The following is a 21,344-nucleotide window of genomic DNA, read 5'->3' as shown; positions in this document are numbered from 1 at the left end:
GAAGACGAACTTGCCGCTCTCCAGCCGGTGCGGCCCGATCCCCGCCGCGACCAGCGGAGCGATCACCGCGCCGAGCGCCACGCTGACCCGGACGACCGGCGTGCAGGTGCTCGGTCGTACGGGACCGCCGGTACTCCTCGGTCTCCTGGTCGAGCAGGGTGTGCCCGATGTTGGCGGCTGTGCCCGCGCCGACGCCGGCCAGCGCGAGGATCAGCAGCACGGTCGTGACGTCCGGGACGAGCCCGCCGGCCAGCAGCGCGACACCGGTGAAGGCGATCGCCAGCGCGAGCAGCCGACGGCGTGAGAAGGCAGGGAGCAGGGCGGGCGCCGTACGGATGCCGACGACGACACCGCCGGTCAGCGCCCCCACGAACAGCCCGTACAGCACCGGGCCGCCGCCCAGGTCCTTGGCGTGCAGCACGGCCACGGCGACGGCGGCGGACACCGCCGCGGCGACCGCCGCGCACGCCAGCACCAGCAGCGGCATCGCGCCGGTGCGGCCCTTCTCGGCGCCGGTGGTGGTCTTCGGGCGGCGCAGCCCCTCGAGCGGCGAGCGGGCGCGCGGGGTGCGCGTGCCGGGCAGCTCCAGGAAGGTCAGCACGGACAGGGACGCGGCGAACAGCCCCGCCGCGACGTACGAGGCGAGGGCCGCCTGGTGCTGGCCGAACCAGTCGATGCCGGCGCCCAGCAGGTTGTTGAACAGGGAGGCGATGACGAGGACGGCGGCCGCGAGCGGGATCGCGACGAAGCCCGTGCGCAGCGACAGGCGGCGCAGGGCGTCCAGGTGGTCCGGCAGCGGCCGGACCGTCGCGCCTTCCGGCGGCGGAGCGGGCAGCAGGGCGGGGGCCGCGCTCTCGCGGCAGACCGTCCAGAACCGCTCGGCGACGCCGGTGACGAAGGCCGTGACCAGGAGGACGGCCAGTGCGTCCTCGGGCGTCCAGTCGATCCACAGCGGCGCGACGATCAGCAGCGCCGCGCGCAGTCCGTCCGCGCCGACCATGGTCCAGCGGCGGTCGAGCGGGCCGTCCTGCGAGGTGAGCGCCGTGAGCGGGCCGAGAAGTACGGCGCCGAAGAGGAGCGTCGCCAGGATGCGCACTCCGAAAACGGTCGCCACTGCGAACGCCACGCCCCGGTAGCCGCCCCCGAAGGAGCCCTCGGCGACGGCCGCCTGGAGAGCGAGGAGGACCAGTACGAGTAGGGACAGGGTGTCGCCCACGCCGCCCACGAGCTGTGCGCTCCACAACCGCTTCAACTGCGGACGGCGTAGCAGGGCGCGGACGGCGCGCTCGCGGGAGTCCGCGACCAGGGCGTCGTCGGGGGCCGGCTGAGGGCCCGTAGGGTGCTCGGCTCGCGTCATGCATTCAGCCTATCGGCAGCCACCGACACACCGGGGTGCCCGGTCTGACATGCGCACGCCCCGACACCGAAGTGTTGCCGGGGCGTTCGCTTTCCGAACCCTGGGCGAAGACCCGGGCCTTGGCGGCCCGGCTCTCGAACAGGTGCTGAAGGGACCTCAGTCCTCCGCCGACTTCGAGGCCGTCGCCGTCTTGGCGGCCGTCTTCTTCGCCGTCGTGGTCTTCTTCGCGGTCGTCTTCTTCGCGGCCGTGGTCTTCTTCGCCGCGGTCTTCTTGGCCGTCGTCTTCTTCGCCGGTGCCTTCTTGGCCGCCTTCTTCGCGGTCTTCTTCGCCGGCCCCTTCGCCCGCTTCTCGGCGAGCAGCTCGAAGCCGCGCTCCGGCGTGATCGTCTCGACGCTGTCGCCGGAGCGCAGGGTCGCGTTGGTCTCGCCGTCGGTGACGTACGGCCCGAAGCGGCCGTCCTTGACGACGACCGGCTTCTCGCTCACCGGGTCGGTGCCCAGCTCCTTCAGCGGCGGCTTGGCGGCGGCCCGGCCACGCTGCTTGGGCTGGGCGTAGATCGCCAGCGCCTCCTCCAGCGTGATCGTGAAGAGCTGCTCCTCGTCCTGGAGGGAGCGCGAGTCCGTGCCCTTCTTCAGGTACGGGCCGTAGCGGCCGTTCTGCGCGGTGATCTCCTGGCCCTCGGCGTCGACGCCGACGACCCGCGGCAGCGACATCAGCTTCAGGGCGTCGTCGAGGGTCACCGTGTCCAGCGACATCGTCTTGAAGAGGGACGCCGTGCGCGGCTTGACCGCGTTCTTGCCCGTCTTTGGCGTGCCCTCGGGGAGGACCTCCGTCACGTACGGGCCGTAGCGGCCGTCCTTGGCGACGATGGTGTGGCCGCTGACGGGGTCCGTGCCCAGCTCGAAGTCGCCGCTCGGCTTGGCGAGCAGTTCCTCCGCGAGGTCGACGGAGAGCTCGTCCGGCGCCAGGTCGTCCGGGATGTCGGCGCGCTGGTGCTGCTCGGTGTCCTTCTCGCCGCGCTCGATGTACGGCCCGTAGCGGCCGACCCGCAGCACGATGTCGTTGCCCACGGGGAACGACGACACCTCGCGCGCGTCGATCGCGCCCAGGTCGGTCACCAGCTCCTTGAGGCCGCCGAGATGGTCCCCGTCGCCGTTGCCGGCGTCGGCGGCACCACCCTCGCCGATGCCCTCACCGAAGTAGAACCGCTTCAGCCACGGCACGGCCTGCGCCTCACCGCGGGCGATGCGGTCGAGGTCGTCCTCCATGCTGGCGGTGAAGCTGTAGTCGACGAGCCGCCCGAAGTGCTTCTCCAGGAGGTTGACCACGGCGAAGGACAGGAAGGACGGGACGAGTGCCGTGCCCTTCTTGAACACATAGCCGCGGTCGAGGATCGTGCCGATGATCGACGCGTACGTCGACGGGCGGCCGATCTCGCGCTCTTCCAGCTCCTTGACCAGGGAGGCCTCGGTGTAGCGGGCCGGGGGCTTGGTGGCGTGCCCGTCGACCGTGATCTCCTCGGCGCTCAGGGCGTCGCCCTCGGAGACCTGCGGCAGCCGGCGCTCGCGGTCGTCGAGCTCGGCGTTCGGGTCGTCGGCGCCTTCGACGTAGGCCTTCAGGAAGCCGTGGAAGGTGATCGTCTTGCCGGACGCGCTGAACTCGACGTCCCGGCCGTCGGCCGCCGTGCCGCCGATCTTCACCGTGACGCTGTTGCCGGTCGCGTCCTTCATCTGGGAGGCGACGGTCCGCTTCCAGATCAGCTCGTAGAGCTTGAACTGGTCGCCGGTCAGTCCGGTCTCGGCGGGAGTGCGGAAACGATCACCCGAGGGTCGGATCGCCTCGTGGGCCTCCTGCGCGTTCTTGACCTTCCCGGCGTACGTCCTCGGCTGCGGCGGCAGGTAGTCGGCGCCGTACAGCTGGGTGACCTGGGCGCGGGCGGCGGCGACCGCCGTGTCGCTCAGGGTCGTGGAGTCCGTACGCATGTACGTGATGTAGCCGTTCTCGTACAGCTTCTGCGCGATCTGCATCGTGGCCTTCGCGCCGAAGCCGAGCTTGCGGCTGGCCTCCTGCTGCAGCGTCGTCGTACGGAACGGGGCGTACGGCGAGCGGCGGTAGGGCTTGGACTCGACGGAGCGGACGGCGAACCGCGTCTGCTCCAGGGCGGCGGCCAGGGCGCGGGCGTTCGCCTCGTCGAGGTGGAGGGTGTTCGCGCTCTTCAGTTGTCCCAGGGAGTCGAAGTCGCGGCCCTGCGCGACCCGCCTGCCGTCGACGGACTGCAGGCGCGCGACCAGCGACGACGGGTCCGACGAGTCTCCGGCGCGGCCGGTCGCGAAGGTGCCCGTCAGGTCCCAGTACTCAGCCGAACGAAAGGCGATGCGCTCGCGTTCCCGCTCCACCACGAGCCGGGTGGCGACCGACTGGACACGGCCCGCGGACAGCCGCGGCATGACCTTCTTCCACAGGACCGGCGAGACCTCGTAGCCGTAGAGGCGGTCGAGGATGCGGCGGGTCTCCTGGGCGTCGACGAGCTTCTGGTTGAGCTGGCGCGGGTTGGCCACGGCGGCCTGGATCGCGGCCTTGGTGATCTCGTGGAAGACCATCCGCTTGACCGGGACCTTGGGCTTGAGCACCTCCTGGAGGTGCCACGCGATGGCCTCGCCCTCGCGGTCCTCATCGGTGGCGAGGAAGAGCTCGTCGGATTCCTTGAGCAGATCCTTGAGCTTCTTGACCTGGGCCTTCTTGTCGGCGTTCACCACATAGATCGGCTGGAAGTCGTGTTCGACGTCCACACCGAGGCGGCGCACCTCGCCGGTGTACTTCTCCGGCACCTCGGCGGCGCCGTTGGGAAGGTCGCGGATGTGCCCGACGCTCGCCTCGACGGTGTATCCGGGGCCGAGATAGCCCTTGATCGTCTTCGCCTTGGCAGGCGACTCGACGATGACGAGTCGGCGGCCGCCCTTCGCGGTCTCGCTGGTCGGGGACAACTTCGCTCTTCTCTCCGGTCGACGCTGGGGCCTCCCCAGGGGTTCGTCCCGGGGCTGGGTCGTGGTGACGCTGCGGAGTGTGACGGTACAGCCCGCCCCCGTGTCAAACGGGAAAAGCCCGCAACGGCCACTCGAACGGTAACCCGACTACCACCATTCCTGCCGCCCGGACTGCCGGGAGCAGGCCCCGGTCCTGTGCGGAGCGCTATCCCCCGGTTACCCGCGGAGGCGTCGCCGAAGCGGACTTCACAGGCGCGTGAAGCACCACGTTCCGGCCGCCAGGGCGAGCACCCCGGCGACGCTCGCGAGGGTCGCCGACGCGACGGGCCCCACCCCCAGGGCGACCGGCCGGTGCCGGCGCACACGCGCCACGGTCCACACCAGCAGCGCGCCTCCGAACAGGGAGAACACCGTTCCCGCGAAGATCGCCGGTTCGCTCTCCATGACCCGCCGTGCCCCTTTTCCTCTGTGTACGTCTCCCCGGCTTCGGGAGGCTGCCACGCGTGGGCGGCGGGCAGGCGAACCGGAGGTGAACGCCGGGGCGACACGACCGTGTATCGGGGACGTCCGGCCCCTCACGGCCCGTTTCGGGCGAGGTGTTCAAATCGACTCGAATTTGTTGGCGGACCGCCTCGGAGACGCCCGTGTCGTGTCCCTGACGAGCCTCTCAGCGAGCCGCCTCCAGGAACCCCTGCTCGACCAGCAGCCGGATCTGCGCCGGTGTGCGGTCGCGCAGCAGGACCGGGTCCTCGCCGACCAGCTGGGCGATGGCGTCCAGGATCACGCCGGCGCTCATGGTGCCGTCGCACACGCCCGCGAAGCCCGCGCCGACGGTGTCCACCCGGGTGGCCCGGCGCATGCCGCGGTTCTGGCGCAGTACGACATGCTCGGGGTCCTCCGCGCCGGGCAGCCCGACCTGCTCCTGCACGACCTCGGCGGCGAGCCGGAAGCGCCCTGCGAGCAGGGCGGCGTCGTCGTGCTCGCGCAGGTAGTCGAGCCGGTCGAAGTGGGCCCGGATGGTGTCGCCGAGCGGCTGCTCCACCGGATGCGGCCACTCCTCCACCGTGACGGAGGGCACGGCGGCGCCGGCCTTGCGCAGGGTGATCCAGCCGAAGCCGACGGCCTTCACCTTGCGCGCCTCGAACTCGTCGAGCCATGCGTCGTACCGCGCCTGATATTCCGCCGCGTCCTCGCGGTGGTCGCCCGCGTCCCGCAGCCACAGCTCGGCGTACTGGTTGATGTCCTGCACCTCGCGCTGCACGATCCACGCGTCGCAGCCGCGCGGCACCCATGACCGGAGCCGCTCCTGCCAGTCCTCCCCTTCTACGTGCTGCCAGTTGGCGAGGAACTGCGCGAACCCGCCCTCGTTCAGCCGCTCCCCCGCCTCAGATACGAGCGTGCGGCACAGATCGTCCCCGCCCATGCCCCCGTCGCGGTAGGTGAGGCGGGCGCCGGGCGAGATCACGAACGGCGGGTTGGAGACGATCAGGTCGTACGTCTCGTCGTCCCGGACCGGATCGAAGAGGGAGCCCTCGCGCAGATCGGCGGCCGGGGAACCGGACAGCGCCAGTGTGAGGGCGGTGATGTGCAGCGCGCGCGGGTTGAGGTCGGTGGCCGTCACGCGCGTGGCGTGCCGGGCGGCGTGCAGCGCCTGGACGCCGGAGCCGGTGCCGAGGTCGAGCGCGGCGGCGACGGGCCTGCGGACGGTGATGCCGGCGAGTGTCGTCGAGGCGCCGCCGACCCCCAGGACGACTCCCTCGTCCCGTCGGCCGATCCCGCCGGCGCCGCCGACCGCGCAGCCCAGGTCCGACACGATGAACCAGTCCTCGCCGCCGGGCCCGCCGTACGGCCGGATGTCCACCGTGGCGGCGAGCTCGTCCCCGCCGCCACGTGTCAGCCAGCCGCTCTCCAGGCAGGCGTCGACGGGCAGGACGTCCGCCACGCGCGCGTGCGGCACGGGTTGCTGGAGGAGGAACAGCCGGACGAGGAGCTCCAGCGGAGTGTCCCCGCGGGTCGCCCGGAGCGCGGGCACGGTCTCGCTCCGGGCCAGTGCCGCGTACGCGGGGGCGCCGAGCAGTTCGAGCAGTCCGTCGGCGGTGAAGGAGGCCCCGAGCAGGGCGTCCCGCAGCCGGGCGGCGACCTCGGGGCGGTCGGAGGAGGGCAGCGGGGACAGGGGTGACTGGCTGGCGTTACTCACGCCCCCCATTGTGTCCGCCGGCGCGGGTATCGCACGTGCCCGTGCCGGGGATCGTGCGCGCCCCCGCCGCCGGGCCCGGCGGAGGGGGGTCGGCCCGGCCGCCGCTCGCGCTCAGCCCTGCGTCGAGGCCGGAGCCGTCGCCGCCTTGCAGCTGGACTGGCGGGACATCGCCTGGCCGACTTCGCCCTCCTCCAGGGTCCGGAGCGCGTCGTTCCCGCTCTTGCCGAGCTTGTCGAGCTCGGTGGCGATGTCCTTGAGACCGTCGGCGAACTTGCCCTGGTCCTTGGTGTCGAGGTCGTCGACCTGCTTCTTCAGGGAGGCGTAGGCGGCGGAGATCGAGTTGAGCTCCTTGACCGCGTCCTGCTGCTTCTTCTCGCCGTTCTCGACGTCCGGCGGCCCGGCCTTGGTCACCGCGGCCCCGATCGCCTTGTAGGCGTCGGACATGTCCTGAAAGGCCTTGGCGTCGGTCTTCTGGACGTCCGCCGGCTTGCTGTTGTCCGAGGTCTCCTTCTGGATCGAGGCATTGGCCGACTCGATCTTCTTGGCCTGCGGCTGCACCGCGTCGCAGACCTCCTTGGCCCAGGAGTCCAGCTTCTCGTTGTCGTCGCCGCCACACCCCGACAGCGCCAGTACCAGTACCGCACCGCCGGACAGTGCGGCCGCGAGCTTCTTGTTCACCGGTTTGGTCCCTTCCATGGCTCTCGGCCCCGGAACATACACGCCAGAGGCACGGCAGCCCCACGCCGGGCATCCATTAAGACCTTTTCGTAACCTTTTGCACCAAGAGAGAGAAGGCTCACGGTGTGATCGCGTGACGGCACAGAGCGGGCGGGCGACACGCCAACGCGCGCCGCCCGCCCGCACCTTGAGCTGGGGCTCGGAGGACCTCCCTACGAAACCACCGCCGGGTCGGCCGACTTGGGCTCCGACTCGGCGTTGTCTTCGTCACCCATCGCGATTCCGCGCCGCTTTGACACGTACACCGCGCCGGCGATCACGACGAACGCGAGGGCCGCGACCATGATCCGCACCCCGATGCTCTTGTCCGCTCCGTAGGAGAACTTGATCACCGCGGGCGCGATGAGCAGCGACACCAGGTTCATGACCTTCAGCAGCGGGTTGATCGCGGGACCGGCGGTGTCCTTGAAGGGATCACCGACCGTGTCGCCGATCACGGTCGCCGCATGAGCCTCGCCGCCCTTGCCGCCGTGGTGGCCGTCCTCAACGAGTTTCTTGGCGTTGTCCCAGGCTCCGCCGGAGTTGGCGAGGAACACCGCCATCAGCGTGCCCGTGCCGATCGCGCCCGCCAGATACGCGCCGAGCGCGCCGACACCGAGCGTGAACCCGATGAAGATGGGCGCCATCACGGCCAGCAGACCGGGCGTGGCGAGCTCTCGCAACGCGTCCTTGGTGCAGATGTCGACGACCTTGCCGTACTCCGGTTTCTCGCTGTAGTCCATGATTCCGGGCTTCTCCCGGAACTGCCTGCGGACCTCGAAGACCACGGAACCCGCCGACCTCGACACGGCGTTGATCGCCAGCCCTGAGAAGAGGAAGACGACCGCCGCGCCCGCGATGAGACCCACGAGGTTGTTGGGCTGGGAGATGTCCATCATCAGTGTCATCGGGGCGCCTTCGCCGCTGAGCCGCTCGCCCACGTCACGCGCCCCGGTGATGATCGCGTCACGGTACGAGCCGAACAGCGCCGCCGCCGCGAGCACGGCCGTGGCGATCGCGATGCCCTTGGTGATCGCCTTGGTGGTGTTGCCGACCGCGTCCAGGTTCGTGAGCACCTGCGCGCCCGCGCCCTCGACGTCGCCGGACATCTCCGCGATGCCCTGCGCGTTGTCGGAGACCGGCCCGAAAGTGTCCATCGCGACGATCACCCCGACCGTGGTGAGCAGGCCGGTGCCGGCCAGTGCCACCGCGAACAGCGCCAGCATGATCGACGTACCGCCGAGCAGGAACGCCCCGTACACGCCGAGGCCGATCAACAGGGCGGTGTAGACGGCGGATTCCAGACCGACGGAGATACCGGCGAGGACGACGGTGGCCGGACCGGTCAGCGAGGTCTTGCCGATGTCTCTGACCGGCCGTCGGGTGGTCTCGGTGAAGTAGCCGGTCAGTTGCTGGATCAGTGCGGCGAGCACGATGCCGATGGCCACCGCGACGAGCGCGAGGATCCGCGGGTCGCCGTCCTTGCCCTGGATCGCGGCGTCGGTGACACCGTCGAGCTCGGAGTACTTCCCCGGCAGGTAGACGAAGACGGCCACCGCCACCAGCACGAGCGAGATCACCGCGGAGATGAAGAACCCGCGGTTGATGGCGCTCATACCGCTGCGGTCGGTGCGCCTGGGCGCCACGGCGAAGATGCCGATCATCGCCGTGATCACGCCGATCGCCGGCACGAGCAGCGGGAAGCCGAGCCCCGCGTCGCCGAAGGCCGCCGAGCCCAGGATCAGCGCGGCGACCAGGGTCACGGCGTACGACTCGAAGAGGTCGGCCGCCATGCCCGCGCAGTCGCCGACGTTGTCGCCCACATTGTCGGCGATGGTCGCGGCATTGCGCGGATCGTCCTCCGGAATGCCCTGTTCGACCTTGCCGACCAGGTCGGCGCCGACGTCGGCGGCCTTGGTGAAGATGCCGCCGCCGACACGCATGAACATCGCGATCAGCGCGGCACCGAGGCCGAAGCCCTCGAGCACCTTCGGCGCGTCGGCCGCGTACACCAGCACCACGCAGGAGGCGCCCAGCAGGCCGAGGCCCACGGTGAACATGCCGACCACACCGCCCGTGCGAAATGCGATCTTCATCGCTTTGTGCGAGACGGTGGTCAGGTCCTTTTCCGGCTCGCCTGCTGCCGGGGTGGCTTCACGCGCCGCCGCGGCGACACGCACATTGCTGCGTACGGCGAGCCACATGCCGATATAGCCGGTGGCCGCCGAGAACGCCGCTCCGATCAGGAAGAACACCGAACGTCCGGCCCGCTGATTCCAGTCGTCCGCGGGAAGCAGCAGGAGCAGGAAGAAGACGACCACGGCGAATACGCCGAGCGTGCGCAGCTGACGTGCCAGATAGGCGTTCGCGCCTTCCTGGACCGCCGCCGCGATCTTCTTCATGCTGTCGGTGCCCTCGCCGGCCGCGAGTACCTGGCGTACCAGGACGCCCGCGACCACGAGCGCCGCCAGGGCGACGACGGCGATGACCGCGACGAGTACCCGGTTGCCATCGGTCAGTACGGCGGCTGCGAGGTCTGTGGGATGGCCCGACTGTTGTGAGAGGGAAAGCCCCGCCATTCGTCCTCCTTGACGCTTGGGCTGAGCTCAAGATGTGGACGGGATTCTAGGTACCGGAACCTGATCAAAACAGAGCGCGATAAACGGAATTAGCCTTCTGAGGTAATGCCCTGAAAGCATTCTCAAGCGGCTGTGGAGCATGCGAATGATCGTGAACGAATTCACGCGATGAACAGCACAGCACCCACTGTAAAGGTGGCCACCGACAACCGCACACGACGAAGGGCCCCACGGGTGGGGCCCTTCGTCGGAAACGCTGTGGGTGGTGGCCGGTCAGACCAGGATGGTCGGCGGCGGTGTGGTCGGCCAGGTCATCTTGATCGAACCGCCGTGTTCTCCCGCGCTGACCTCGACGTCGTCGACGAGTCCGCTGATGACCGCGAGGCCCATCTCGTCCTCTTCGGCGTCGCTGTCGGGGTCGCCGGGCCCGGCGCCGTCGGCGCGCGCTCCCGGGACCGCGTGCGGTGCCTCGTCGCCGACCTCGATGGAGAACTGCTTCTCCTCCTCGATCAGCAGCACCTTCACCGGTGCCGAGATCCCGCCGGTCTGGTGCAGTCCGACGGCCCGGGTGCAGGCCTCGCCGACGGCGAGCCTGACCTCGTCGAGGACGGCCTCGTCCACTCCGGCCCTGCGCGCCACCGCTGCCGCCACCAGCCGGGCGGTCCTGACGTGCTCGGGCAGCGCGCTGAAGCGGAGCTCAACGGTGGCCATGCATCCCCCTCGCAACTACGGGCGTGCTGTCGAGGGGCTCCGGGCCGCCGAAAGCCCGGGCCCCCTCGGTCTTGACTTCTGCCGAACTCTTGCCGCACATCGGCCGACCCGGGCACGGGGCCCGGGTCCGGTGGTCAGTCGGTCGCCGCCACCGCTTCCTCGACCGAGGTGTGAATCGGGAACACCTTGGTGAGGCCGGTGATGCGGAAGATCTTCAGAATGCGCTCCTGGTTGCAGACCAGGCGCAGGGAGCCCTCATGGGCTCGCACGCGCTTCAGGCCGCCGACCAGTACGCCGAGTCCGGTGGAGTCGAGGAAGTCCACGCCCTCCATGTCGACGACAAGGTGGAAACTGCCGTCGTTCACCAGCTCGACCAACTGCTCGCGCAGCTTGGGCGCGGTATATACGTCGATTTCGCCACCGACCCTGACGATCGTGCGATCGCCCATGGTTTCGGTCGACAGGGACAGGTCCACGGATCCTCCAGCACCTTGCTATCGAGCGGTCGCCCTTGGGGCATCTCGGCTTCAGCCCTTGGACGCTTCGCCAGCCGCGATGGCATTCAATCACTTACCGGCAGGCGTGCACGACGCCTTGGCTCCATTGTCCGTCACTCCAGTGACACACTCGGTGCCGATGGCCAAGAATCACCGATCCGATCGACGCCCGGCGGACCCCGTCTCCCGGCCCGCGCCGGGCACGGTCCTGGACCGGCTCGCATCCGGCCCGAGCAGGGCTTCGCGCATTACTCATACGGAGCACTTGCCCCCGCGCGAGGGTCGGCATGCCGTCTGGCCGGACCGGATCCGCGCCGAGGTGGTGGCCGCCGTGCAGGCCGCGGGCATCCAAGATCCCTGGGCCCACCAGGCACGCGCGGCCGAACACGCCCTGGACGGCGAATCGGTCGTCGTGGCCACCGGCACCGCCTCCGGCAAGTCCCTCGCCTACCTGGTGCCGGTCCTGTCCACCCTTCTGGACGGCGCCGAGGCCCCCAACGGGCGAGGCGCGACCGCCCTCTACCTGGCCCCGACCAAGGCCCTTGCGGCGGATCAGTGCCGCTCGGTGAAGGAATTTTCACATCCGTTGGGCCATTCGGTGCGCGCCGCCGTGTACGACGGCGACACCGCGTTCGAGGAACGCGAGTGGATCCGCCAGTACGCCAACTACGTCCTGACCAACCCGGACATGCTGCACCGCGGCATCCTGCCGTCCCATCCCCGCTGGGTCCTCCTTCCTGAAGTCACTGCGGTACGTCGTCATCGACGAGTGCCACACCTACCGCGGCGTCTTCGGCTCGCACGTCGCCCAGGTGCTGCGCCGGCTGCGCCGCCTGTGCGCCCGCTACGGTTCCTCGCCCGTGTTCCTGCTGGCCTCCGCGACCGCCGCCGAACCCGCGGTCGCCGCCGGCCGCCTCACCGGCCTGCCGGTGGTGGAGGTCGCCGACGACGCCTCCCCTCGCGGTGAACTGGTGTTCGCCCTCTGGGAGCCGCCGCTGACCGAGCTGCACGGTGAGAAGGGCGCGCCCGTCCGCCGTACGGCCACCGCCGAGGCCGCCGACCTGCTGACCGACCTCACGGTGCAGGGCGTGCGTTCGGTCGCCTTCGTACGGTCCCGGCGCGGCGCCGAGCTGATCTCCGTCATCTCCCAGGAGCGCCTGTCCGAGGTCGACCGGTCGCTGGCCCGGCGTGTCGCGGCGTACCGGGGCGGATATCTCCCGGAGGAGCGCCGCGCACTCGAACGCGCCCTCCATTCGGGTGAACTGCTGGGCCTCGCCGCGACGAACGCCCTCGAACTCGGCATCGACATCTCCGGCCTCGACGCGGTCGTCATCGCCGGCTACCCGGGCACACGCGCCTCCCTGTGGCAGCAGGCGGGCCGCGCCGGACGGTCGGGGCAGGGCGCCCTCGCCGTCCTGGTCGCCCGCGACGACCCGCTGGACACCTTCCTCGTCCACCACCCCGAAGCCCTCTTCGACCAGCCCGTCGAGTCGACCGTCCTCGACCCCGACAACCCCTACGTGCTGGCCCCCCACCTGTGCGCGGCCGCGGCGGAGCTGCCCCTGACGGACGAGGACCTCGACCTGTTCGGCCCGGCCAGTGAGCCCCTGCTGCCCCAGCTGGAGGCCGCGAAGCTGCTGCGCCGCCGCACCAGGGCGTGGCACTGGACCCGCCGCGAGCGCGCCGCCGACCTCGCCGACATCCGCGGCGCGGGCGGACGTCCCATCCAGGTCGTGGAGACCGGCACCGGCCGGCTGCTCGGCACGGTCGACGCGGGCGCCTCCCACTCGACGGTGCACGAAGGGGCGGTCCACCTCCACCAGGGCCGCACGTACCTGGTGCGGTCCCTGGACCTGGAGGACTCCGTCGCCCTCGTCGAGGAGGCCGCCCCGCCCTACTCGACGGTCGCCCGCGACACGACGTCGATCTCCGTCCTGGAGACGGACGTCGAGATCCCGTGGGGGGACGGACGCCTGTGCTACGGGTCCGTCGAGGTCACCAACCAGGTGGTCTCCTTCCTGCGCCGGCGGCTCATCACCGGTGAAGTGCTGGGTGAGACGAAGCTCGACCTCCCTCCTCGTACGCTGCGCACCCGGGCGGTGTGGTGGACCGTCACCGAGGACCAGTTGGACCGGGCCCGGATCAATCCGGAGATCCTCGGCGGCGCCCTGCACGCCGCCGAGCACGCGTCGATCGGCCTGCTGCCCCTCTTCGCGACCTGCGACCGCTGGGACATCGGCGGCGTGTCGATCCCGCTCCACCCCGACACGCTCCTGCCCACGGTCTTCGTCTACGACGGCCATCCGGGCGGCGCGGGCTTCGCGGAGCGCGCCTTCCACACCGCCCGCACCTGGCTGGCCGCCACTCGCGAGGCCATCGCCTCCTGCGAGTGCGACGCCGGCTGCCCCTCCTGCATCCAGTCCCCCAAGTGCGGCAACGGCAACGACCCGCTGCACAAGAGGGGGGCGGTGCGGCTGCTCACGGTGCTGCTGGAAGGGGCTCCGGAGGAGAAGGAGTCAGCCGACGAGGCCGACGAGGCCGACGAGGCCGACGAGGCCGACGAGGCCGACGAGGCCGACGAGGCCGACGAGGCCGACGAGGCCGACGAGGCTACGGTGCAGGCGGCGGGAGACCCGGCCGGTCCGTCGGAGGCCCCGCCCGTGCCCTGACCTCCGCCGTGAACGGCCCCCGGCCCGAGGCCGCCGTCACGTCCGAGATCTCACCGGCGACCTCGCACCGCACCAGCCGCACGCCCTGTGCCGTGGCCACCCGGCCGGCCCGGGCGCAGGCCGCCGGACCGCCCTCGGCCCAGTGGTCCGCCGCCGCGAGCGCCGCGAGATCCGCACCGCCCGCCGCCCGATGCCGGACCACGACGGCCTGCCCGAGCGCGAGGACGACGCCGAACACCACGCACAGCACGGCGATCGCCCCGACGCTCCAGACGGTGGCCGACCCCTGGTCGGCGGCGACGCCTGGCCGGACTCGGCGTCGTATGTCCCGGCCCCACACCTCCGCCCGCCGTCTCACGCGCCCACCCCCACTGCCTCCTCCACCGACGCCACCGCCTCCTCCCGCACGGTGAACGGCAGCCCGTGCAGCACCGGCGGCTCGGCCACGACGACCACCCGGACGTGTTCCGCGCCCCGGCTGACGGTGACCTTCGCACCGGGCGGTGCCGCCTCGCGGGTCAGCCGTACCACCGCGCCGGGCGGGTCCTGACGGGCCGCCGCGCGGGCGCCCGTCCGTGCCGCGTCCACGCACTGGATCTGGGCGGCCACGACCAGCAGCCCCCAGACCAGCGCCATCGCGAACATCACCAGGACGGGCAGCACGACCGCCGACTCCGCCGTGACGAACCCCCGGTCCGCGCCCCGCTCACATCCGCGCATTGAGGGCTTCCTGCACGATGCCCTGCAGCTCCGCGCCGACGGCACCACTCGTGACGACCTTGTAGAGCACCACCGCGAACGCCACCGCCGCGACGATGCCCACCGCGTACTCGGAGGTGACCATCCCCGCGTCCCTCCGTGCCGCACGCATTCCGCACACCAGGGCACACAGCCGTGCCCGTACCACCTGATACATCTCGACCCCCGTAGGAAGAGTTCGAACTTCTGCTGTCTGTCGCTGACTTGTCTCGCCGGTCCGTGTCCGCCTCAGCCACCACCCCCTCCGAGTACGCCGCCCGCGAGTCCGATCACCACGGGCAGCACGCCGACCGCGATGAACGCCGGCAGGAAGCACAGCCCGACCGGTGCGCTGACCATGACGCCCGCTCGGCGTGCCCTGGCCATCGCGGCGCGGCACCGGTCGGCGCGGGCCTCGGCGGCGAGCCGTGCGACCGGCGTGGCGGCGGGCAGTCCGGACACTCCGGCCCGTTCGAGCAGCCGGGCCAGGCCGTCGGCGCCCGGGACGGCGGCCAAGCTCCGCCAGGCAGAACCCGGTTCACCGCCCAGCCGCACCTCCGCCGCACCATGGACCAGCGCCTCGCCCACTGGGCCGCCCAGGGCCTCACCCACCGCCCGCGCCGCGATCACCGGGCCGGCGCCCGCGGCGATGCAGGCCGCCAGCAGGTCGGCGGCCAGGGGCAGTTGCCGCGCCGCCTCGGCGAGAGCGGGAGCTCGCGCGTCCGTACCGGCCGCCTCCTGCCGCAGTCGCCACCGCCACATCCCCACCGCACCGGCCAGTCCCACCGCGATACCGGCGAGCCCGCCGACCAGCGCCCACCCGGCGCACGCCACGCCGACGGGAGGGAGCCATCTCCGCGCCGCGCCCCGTAACGCGAGGCGCGGGACGGGCGCGGCCGCTTCCCGGGCCGACAGCCCGGCCAGCCTGCGCCGCAGCCTCCGGCGGCGCCGCACCGCCACCAGCCTCCGCACCGACCACGCGAGGCTCAGCAGCATCCCCACGGTCACCCCCAGCCTGTGGATAACTTCCGCGCTCATGCCGCCGCCTCCGCGCCCCGCACGATCCGCAGCACCCACCACAGGCCGAGGCCCTCCAGCGCGCCGCCGGCCATCAGGCAGCCCAGGCCCGCCGTGGTGTGCAGCAGGACATGGAGAGGATCGGCGCCGAGGGCCGTGCCGATGAGGAGCCCCAGGGCCGGGAGCCCGGCCAGCATCACGGCCGTGGTGCGGGCGCCCGCCAACTGGGCGCTCAGGTCGGAGCGCTGGTCCCTTTCCGCGCGCAGGGCGGCGGTGAGCCGGTCGAGTCCGGCCGCGAGACCCGCGCCCTGGTCCACGGCCACCCGCCAGCAGGCCGCGAGTCCCCGCAGCCCCTCCGCGCCCGGTTGCCGTGCCGCGGTCGCGAGCGCGCCCGGCACATCGCCGCCGAACCGCGCCGCCGCCAGCACCGTCGCCTGTGCGTCCGCGAGTCCGCCGCAGTCCCGCGCGGCCCGCAGCAGTGCCTCACCCGGCTGGCGTCCGGCCCGCACCTCCCCGGCGAGCACCCCGCACAGCGCGATCACCGCATCGGCCCGGCGCTCACGGTCCCGGCGGGCCCGGCCGGCCAGCCGGGCCCGCCGCACCAGCGGCACCCCGGCCACCCCCAGGACGGCCGGCAGCACCGACGCCCCGAGCACGGCCAGCACCAGCCCGGCCACCGGAGCCCACCACTCGGCCCGCAGCCGCCCCCGAACACGCCGCAGCCCACCGGGCATCCGCCACCACCCTGGCGGCCCGCTCCCGACGGCCCCGCCGCCCGCGAGCAGCAGCCGCGCCCGCCGCGCCACCGAGTTCCGCTCCCCCAGCAGCCAGGCCGCCGCCCCCATACACGCCACGGCCGCACCCATCGACATCTCAGCCACCCCCGCCATCACTCGGCCCCCTCTCGGTCCACTTCGCCACGCGGCCCTCTCGACCCCCGTGATCACTCGCTCCCGCCACCGGCGCACGGCCGGTCTCCTGCGCCCCGCTCCGGCTCGCGTCGTCGCGAAGCAGCCCCCGCAGCCGCTCCCACCCCCGCTCCCGCGCGAAGGCCTCCGCGCCCCACCGCAGCGCCGGCACCGTCCGCACCAGCCCCGTCGGGTCCCGCTCCAGCACGTGCACCTCGGCGATCCGCCGCCGCCCGGCCCGGTCGCGTACGAGGTGCAGCACCACGGAGAGGGCGGCCGCCACCTGGCTGTGCAGCGCGGCCCGGTCGAGCCCGGCGGCCGTGCCGAGCGCCTCCAGCCGGGCCGGCACGTCGGCGGCGGCATTGGCGTGCACGGTTCCGCAGCCGCCCTCGTGGCCGGTGTTCAACGCGGCCAGCAGATGCACCACTTCGGGTCCGCGCACCTCTCCCACGACCAGCCGGTCGGGCCGCATCCGCAGCGCCTGGCGCACCAGGTCCTCAAGGGTGACGAGGCCCGCTCCCTCCTGGTTGGCGGGTCTGGTCTCCAGCCGCACGACGTGCGGATGGTCGGGCCGCAGTTCCGCCGAGTCCTCGGCGAGGACGATCCGTTCATCCGGTCCGACCAGCCCCAGCAGGGCGCTCAGCAGCGTCGTCTTGCCGGTGCCCGTGCCCCCGCTGACGAGGAAGGACAGCCGGGCGTCGAGCAGCGCGCGCAGCACCCGGTCCCCGCCCGGCGGCACCGTGCCCGCCGCGACCAGCTCGCCGAGCGTGAAGGCACGTGGCCGTACGACCCGCAGCGAGAGGCAGGCGCAGTCCACGGCCACCGGCGGCAGCACGGCGTGCAGCCGCGTCCCGTCGGGCAGCCGGGCGTCGGCCCAGGGGCGGGCGTCGTCCAGACGGCGTCCGGCCACCGCCGCGAGGCGCTGGGCGAGCCGTCGTACGGCCGCCGCGTCGGTGAAGCGCACCGACGTCAGTTCCAGCCCTCCGCCCCGGTCCACCCAGACCCGGTCCGGGGCCGACACCAGCACGTCCGTCACCGACGGGTCGGCCAGCAGCGGCTCCAGCGGTCCGCTGCCGACCAGCTCGGACCGCAACTGTGCGGCGGCTCCCAGGACTTCCGCGTCCCCGAGCACCCGGCCCTGCTCCCGCAGCGCCTGCGCCACCCGTGCGGGTGTCGGCTCGGCGCCGCTCTCGGCCAGCCACCGCCGCACCCCGTCGAGCAGCCCGGCACCCTCGAGTCCGGCCGCCACGCCCGTCGCCGCGCTCACGCGGCACCCGCCTCGACGAGGGAACGCTCCCAGAACTCCTTGCAGAACCGGGCCAGCGGACCGCGCGGGACGGCACCGGGAGGCGCCGTGTCCTCGTCCGGGCGCAACAACCCCGGCTCGACGGGCACTTCGCCGACCAGGGGAAGTCCCAGCAGCCGTGCCACCTCGCGTTCGTCGAGCCCCGGCGGATAGGGCCCGCGGACCGCCACCCGCAGATCGCGCAGCACCATGCCGACGGCGGACGCCACCCGCCCGGCGGCCGCGACCGCCCGCAGTTCGGCCGGCACCACGAGCACACCGATGTCCAGCTGGGTGAGAACCTCGGCGACGCCGTCGTCGATGCGGCGCGGCAGGTCGACCACGACCGTGCCGCCCCGGCGTCTGGCCGCCGCGAGCACCGCGCGCACCGCCTGCGGCGGCACGGCGATCCGGTCGCCCCGGTCCCAGCTGAGCACCCGCAGCGAGTGCAGCTCGGGGCAGCGACTCCTTCCAGGGCCCCGCCGCCGACCCGCCCACGGGAGGACGCGAACGCGGCCAGCGCAGTCCGTCGGCCGTTTCCCCTCCGAGGAGTACGTCGAGCCCGCCACCCAGCGGATCGGCGTCCACGAGGAGGGTGCGCAGTCCCTTCCCGCGCGGAGGTGACGGCGAGCGCGCAACGCCGAGCGTGACGCTTCCGGGCCCGCCTCGGCTGCGATGACGCCCACGGTGAGGTGCCGGGCGGCCGGACTCCTCGGCCATGTCCGCGATGCGTCGACAAGTCACTTGCTCGCCGTCGGGCAGCATCAGCACGTGCTCGGCGCCGATCTCGACGGCCCGCCGCCACACCCCGGAGTCGTCCTGGTCCTTGCCGACGAGGACGACTCCCCTTCTGCGCGCGGCCCCGCGTACGCGCCGCGCCGCGTCGTCGCCCACGAGGACCAGGGGCGCGGCCTCCCAGCTGCCTCTGCGCTCCGGCACCCCGTGGTGCACCTCGGGTGTCGCGCCCGCCGCCGCGCACAGGCGCAGCAGGTCGTCGAGGAGTTCGCTGTCCTCGGTGACGATCAGCGGTCCGCCCTGCCGCCCTCCGGCGGCCGGCGGTGGATCGTGTGTGACGGTTCCGGCCACGGTCGTCCATCCCCCTTCGCTGCATGACTCGCACGGCCCCTGCGGCCCCGCGATCCCAAACCTGGGAAGAGCCGACAAGACGGCCTCCCTATGAACGGCCGGCGGAAACCGGCCGAACGCCCCCGGCTATCGGAACCGGCCATGAACTCGCCGCGAGCGGGGTGCGCTGGAATCACGGTGCAGCGATCCCGGAAATCGTGTGGATCTTGGTGGATAACTGTGGACGTCTCGGTGGTTGTGAATATCGCCTTCACCCATACCGGTGACCCCCGCAGCCCCTCAGTGCGACTGCCGTAGAGCAGCCCGACAGCTACACACAGTCAACAATCATGGCCATGACAAACGCACTCAGCGGAGACGCACCCGAACAGTGCTTAGGCCACTCGAGGGGAAGAAAACCCATCCGGACATGCGACGACCCCCGCCGGGGGGGAGAGCGGGGGTCGTCCCCACGGCCGACTCGGGGGGGGAGGAGTCGGGCCGGGTTAGCACGGTCGCGAACGATCCGTGACTTCCATGGTGTACCCGAGAGCCCTCTCAGGCAAACCCACGCGCCCCACCTTACGCCGAATGGGCTGCCCCTATGCTCAGGGGCGTGGAAAACCACTCCTTGCCCCGCACAGCGGCCTTCTTTGACCTGGACAAGACGGTCATTGCGAAGTCGAGCACGCTCACGTTCAGCAAGTCGTTCTACCAAGGCGGTCTGATCAACCGCAGGGCTGTCTTGCGAACCGCATATGCCCAGTTCGTCTTCCTCGCCGGCGGCGCCGACCACGACCAGATGGAGCGCATGCGCTCGTATCTGTCCGCGCTCTGCCGCGGCTGGAACGTGCAGCAGGTCAAGGAGATCGTCGCCGAGACACTGCACGACCTGATCGACCCGATCATCTACGACGAGGCCGCCTCCCTGATCGAGGAGCACCACACCGCCGGCCGCGACGTGGTGATCGTGTCCACGTCGGGCGCCGAGGTGGTGGAGCCGATCGGCGAGCTGCTCGGCGCGGACCGCGTGGTGGCGACCCGCATGGTCGTGGGCGACGACGGCTGCTTCACCGGCGAGGTGGAGTACTACGCGTACGGCCCGACCAAGGCCGAGGCCATCAGGGAACTGGCCGCCTCCGAGGGGTACGACCTCAGCCGCTGCTACGCCTACAGCGACTCGGCGACCGACGTGCCCATGCTGGAGACCGTCGGCCACCCCCACGCCGTGAACCCGGACCGCGCGCTGCGCCGCGAGGCACTCACGCGCGGGTGGCCGATTCTGGACTTCCACCGGCCGGTCCGACTCAAGCAGCGCATGCCCTCGTTCTCCGTACCACCGCGTCCGGCACTCGTCGCGGTCGCCGCGATAGGTGCGGCGGCGGCCACCGCCGGCCTCGTCTGGTACGCCAACCGGCGCCGGACCACGGCCGCTTGAACCGCAACCGTCCGAAGTCCTATTTGAACCCAAAAGTAAAGAAGTGCAGCGCGGACTTCCGCTTACTGCACCGCAGGAGTACAAAGGACTCAACGGCCCGCGAGACCAAGGACATCCGAGAGGATCACCTTTAATACGCATTTGGCCCCACGGACCGCGCATGAACACCGGGCACCCACGCGACGTCGACCCGTCGATTACGGGCCAGCCGCACCAGGTGACGGGCAAAGTTCCCGACCTGATGGGCATATATCGAGGACGCTTGGTAACCCGATGCTCATGCCAGCGGCGGTACGAGTTCTCGTACCGCCGCATTTCTGTTCACGGGGCCGTTCACGGGCTTCAGGCGCGGATGCGCCACACCCGGACCGGTGACGTCACGCCGCTCCGCGCTGCAGCGCCTCGCACACCGCCGTCGACTCGCGCGCCCCCAGTTCGACCGCCCTGCCGCAGTGGGCGATCCAGGCGGCCATGCCCTCGGGCGTGCCGGAGACGTACCCGCCCAGGGCCTCCAGGTAGGAGTCGCGGCCCAGCTCGGCGTAACCGACCTCGGCCGGGCAGACGGACTTCGGATCCAGGCCGCTGCCGACCAGGACGATGCGTTCGGCCGTGCGCGCCACCAGGCCGTTGTGGGACGTGAAGGGACGCAGCGCGAGCAGCTCGCCGTGCACCACGGCGGCCGTCACCAGGGCCGGTGCGGAACTCCCGGCGATGACCAGCCCGCCCAGCCCCTCGAGCCGGCCGTGCGCCTCGGCGGCACTCGGCAACGGCAGCCCGACGAACGGCTCGTCGACCGGCTCGCCCTCCTGCCGCGGCCGCCCCACCTGGTCCGCCTTGTCGGCCGCCGCCACCAGGTGCAGCCGGGCCAGCACCCTCAAGGGCGACTGCCGCCAGATCGACAGCAGCTGACCCGCCTCCGCGGTGAGCCGCAGGGCGGCCCCCACGACGCGTGCCTCGTCGTCCCCGCTGAAGTCCGTACGCCGGCGCACCTCCTCCAGGGCCCAGTCCGCGCCGGACAGCGCCGCCGAGCCGCGGGCGCCGCGCAGGGCCGCCTCGGAGGTGATCTCGTTGCTGCGCCGCCGCATGATCCGGTGCCCGTAGACCCGGTCCACGGCCTTGCGTACGGACTCCACGGACTCGGCCACACCGGGCAGCGCCCCCAGGGCCGCGAGAGGATCGGC

At 71.9% G+C, this 21,344-nt stretch carries 15 protein-coding genes and 3 pseudogenes; 2 read left to right on the top strand and 16 right to left on the bottom strand.

What is annotated here, in order from left to right; all coding sequences use genetic code 11:
* The 8 genes and pseudogenes from SSQG_RS42850 to bldG form a co-directional block, all read right to left on the bottom strand.
* Positions 1 to 1,357 (bottom strand): annotated as a pseudogene (locus SSQG_RS42850) (dTMP kinase); the annotation flags it as partial.
* A gap of 156 nt (positions 1,358 to 1,513) precedes the next feature.
* Positions 1,514 to 4,342: a type I DNA topoisomerase gene (gene topA / locus SSQG_RS21335; RefSeq protein ID WP_039933303.1), complete on the bottom strand. Its 2,829-nt coding sequence runs from the start codon at positions 4,340 to 4,342 to the stop codon at positions 1,514 to 1,516.
* A 246-nt stretch (positions 4,343 to 4,588) separates the two neighbouring features.
* The gene (locus SSQG_RS21330) at positions 4,589 to 4,786 is read right to left on the bottom strand and encodes a hypothetical protein (RefSeq protein ID WP_039933302.1); all 198 of its coding nucleotides are present in this window, start codon (positions 4,784 to 4,786) and stop codon (positions 4,589 to 4,591) included.
* A gap of 223 nt (positions 4,787 to 5,009) precedes the next feature.
* Positions 5,010 to 6,548: a DUF7059 domain-containing protein gene (locus SSQG_RS21325; RefSeq protein WP_003991904.1), complete on the bottom strand. Its 1,539-nt coding sequence runs from the start codon at positions 6,546 to 6,548 to the stop codon at positions 5,010 to 5,012.
* 102 nt (positions 6,549 to 6,650) lie between these two features.
* Positions 6,651 to 7,235: a hypothetical protein gene (locus tag SSQG_RS21320; RefSeq protein ID WP_003991903.1), complete on the bottom strand. Its 585-nt coding sequence runs from the start codon at positions 7,233 to 7,235 to the stop codon at positions 6,651 to 6,653.
* A gap of 194 nt (positions 7,236 to 7,429) precedes the next feature.
* Positions 7,430 to 9,835, bottom strand: a complete 2,406-nt coding sequence (locus tag SSQG_RS21315) for a sodium-translocating pyrophosphatase (RefSeq protein WP_003991902.1) — start codon at positions 9,833 to 9,835, stop codon at positions 7,430 to 7,432.
* A gap of 273 nt (positions 9,836 to 10,108) precedes the next feature.
* Positions 10,109 to 10,546, bottom strand: a complete 438-nt coding sequence (locus tag SSQG_RS21310) for an ATP-binding protein (RefSeq protein WP_003991901.1) — start codon at positions 10,544 to 10,546, stop codon at positions 10,109 to 10,111.
* A 134-nt stretch (positions 10,547 to 10,680) separates the two neighbouring features.
* Positions 10,681 to 11,022, bottom strand: a complete 342-nt coding sequence (gene bldG, locus SSQG_RS21305; protein ID WP_003991900.1) for an anti-sigma factor antagonist BldG — start codon at positions 11,020 to 11,022, stop codon at positions 10,681 to 10,683.
* Between the two features lie 79 nt (positions 11,023 to 11,101).
* Between bldG and SSQG_RS21300 the strand changes: the two are divergent.
* Positions 11,102 to 13,712, top strand: a pseudogene (locus tag SSQG_RS21300) (DEAD/DEAH box helicase).
* On the opposite strand, the gene SSQG_RS21295 reads toward SSQG_RS21300, so the two are convergent.
* The 7 genes and pseudogenes from SSQG_RS21295 to ssd all read right to left on the bottom strand — a co-directional run bounded on the left by SSQG_RS21295 (position 13,654) and on the right by ssd (position 18,746).
* The gene (locus SSQG_RS21295) at positions 13,654 to 14,070 is read right to left on the bottom strand and encodes an Rv3654c family TadE-like protein (protein ID WP_003991898.1); all 417 of its coding nucleotides are present in this window, start codon (positions 14,068 to 14,070) and stop codon (positions 13,654 to 13,656) included. The pseudogene SSQG_RS21300 and the gene SSQG_RS21295 sit on opposite strands and share 59 nt — an antisense overlap.
* Positions 14,067 to 14,432, bottom strand: a complete 366-nt coding sequence (locus SSQG_RS21290; protein ID WP_039933297.1) for a TadE family type IV pilus minor pilin — start codon at positions 14,430 to 14,432, stop codon at positions 14,067 to 14,069. Before SSQG_RS21290 ends, SSQG_RS21295 begins: the two co-directional genes overlap by 4 nt.
* Positions 14,419 to 14,628, bottom strand: a complete 210-nt coding sequence (locus SSQG_RS39425) for a DUF4244 domain-containing protein (protein WP_003991896.1) — start codon at positions 14,626 to 14,628, stop codon at positions 14,419 to 14,421. Before SSQG_RS39425 ends, SSQG_RS21290 begins: the two co-directional genes overlap by 14 nt.
* A gap of 71 nt (positions 14,629 to 14,699) precedes the next feature.
* Complete coding sequence (locus SSQG_RS21280) at positions 14,700 to 15,488, bottom strand: type II secretion system F family protein (protein ID WP_003991895.1); 789 nt, start codon at positions 15,486 to 15,488, stop codon at positions 14,700 to 14,702.
* On the bottom strand, positions 15,485 to 16,357 hold the full coding sequence (locus SSQG_RS21275) for a type II secretion system F family protein (RefSeq protein ID WP_039933293.1): 873 nt from the start codon (positions 16,355 to 16,357) through the stop codon (positions 15,485 to 15,487). The genes SSQG_RS21280 and SSQG_RS21275 overlap by 4 nt, the downstream gene beginning before the upstream one ends.
* The gene (locus tag SSQG_RS21270; RefSeq protein WP_003991893.1) at positions 16,341 to 17,642 is read right to left on the bottom strand and encodes a TadA family conjugal transfer-associated ATPase; all 1,302 of its coding nucleotides are present in this window, start codon (positions 17,640 to 17,642) and stop codon (positions 16,341 to 16,343) included. The genes SSQG_RS21275 and SSQG_RS21270 overlap by 17 nt, the downstream gene beginning before the upstream one ends.
* Positions 17,639 to 18,746, bottom strand: a pseudogene (gene ssd, locus SSQG_RS21265) (septum site-determining protein Ssd). Before ssd ends, SSQG_RS21270 begins: the two are co-directional and overlap by 4 nt.
* A gap of 583 nt (positions 18,747 to 19,329) precedes the next feature.
* On the opposite strand from ssd, the gene SSQG_RS21260 reads away from it, so the two are divergent.
* Positions 19,330 to 20,163 carry an HAD family hydrolase gene (locus SSQG_RS21260; RefSeq protein WP_003991891.1) on the top strand — a complete coding sequence of 278 codons (834 nt, stop codon included), beginning with the start codon at positions 19,330 to 19,332 and terminating at the stop codon, positions 20,161 to 20,163.
* Between the two features lie 377 nt (positions 20,164 to 20,540).
* Here SSQG_RS21260 and SSQG_RS21255 read toward each other — a convergent pair.
* Positions 20,541 to 21,344: hypothetical protein (locus SSQG_RS21255; RefSeq protein ID WP_003991890.1), on the bottom strand; the 804-nt coding region annotated here is incomplete at its 5' end.

Source organism: Streptomyces viridochromogenes DSM 40736, from assembly GCF_000158955.1.
Lineage (GTDB): Bacteria > Actinomycetota > Actinomycetes > Streptomycetales > Streptomycetaceae > Streptomyces > Streptomyces venetus.
This window is presented reverse-complemented; position numbering and strand designations above follow the sequence as displayed.

Coding starts and splice junctions, on each gene's coding strand:
- SSQG_RS21330 (WP_039933302.1), bottom strand. CDS start 4,786: ATGGAGAGCGAACCGGCGATCTTCGCGGGAACGGTGTTCTCCCTGTTC.
- SSQG_RS21315 (WP_003991902.1), bottom strand. CDS start 9,835: ATGGCGGGGCTTTCCCTCTCACAACAGTCGGGCCATCCCACAGACCTC.
- SSQG_RS21260 (WP_003991891.1), top strand. CDS start 19,330: ATGCTCAGGGGCGTGGAAAACCACTCCTTGCCCCGCACAGCGGCCTTC.
- SSQG_RS21280 (WP_003991895.1), bottom strand. CDS start 15,488: ATGAGCGCGGAAGTTATCCACAGGCTGGGGGTGACCGTGGGGATGCTG.
- SSQG_RS21275 (WP_039933293.1), bottom strand. CDS start 16,357: ATGGCGGGGGTGGCTGAGATGTCGATGGGTGCGGCCGTGGCGTGTATG.
- SSQG_RS21325 (WP_003991904.1), bottom strand. CDS start 6,548: ATGGGGGGCGTGAGTAACGCCAGCCAGTCACCCCTGTCCCCGCTGCCC.
- SSQG_RS21290 (WP_039933297.1), bottom strand. CDS start 14,432: ATGCGCGGATGTGAGCGGGGCGCGGACCGGGGGTTCGTCACGGCGGAG.
- SSQG_RS39425 (WP_003991896.1), bottom strand. CDS start 14,628: ATGTATCAGGTGGTACGGGCACGGCTGTGTGCCCTGGTGTGCGGAATG.
- SSQG_RS21310 (WP_003991901.1), bottom strand. CDS start 10,546: ATGGCCACCGTTGAGCTCCGCTTCAGCGCGCTGCCCGAGCACGTCAGG.
- SSQG_RS21320 (WP_003991903.1), bottom strand. CDS start 7,235: ATGGAAGGGACCAAACCGGTGAACAAGAAGCTCGCGGCCGCACTGTCC.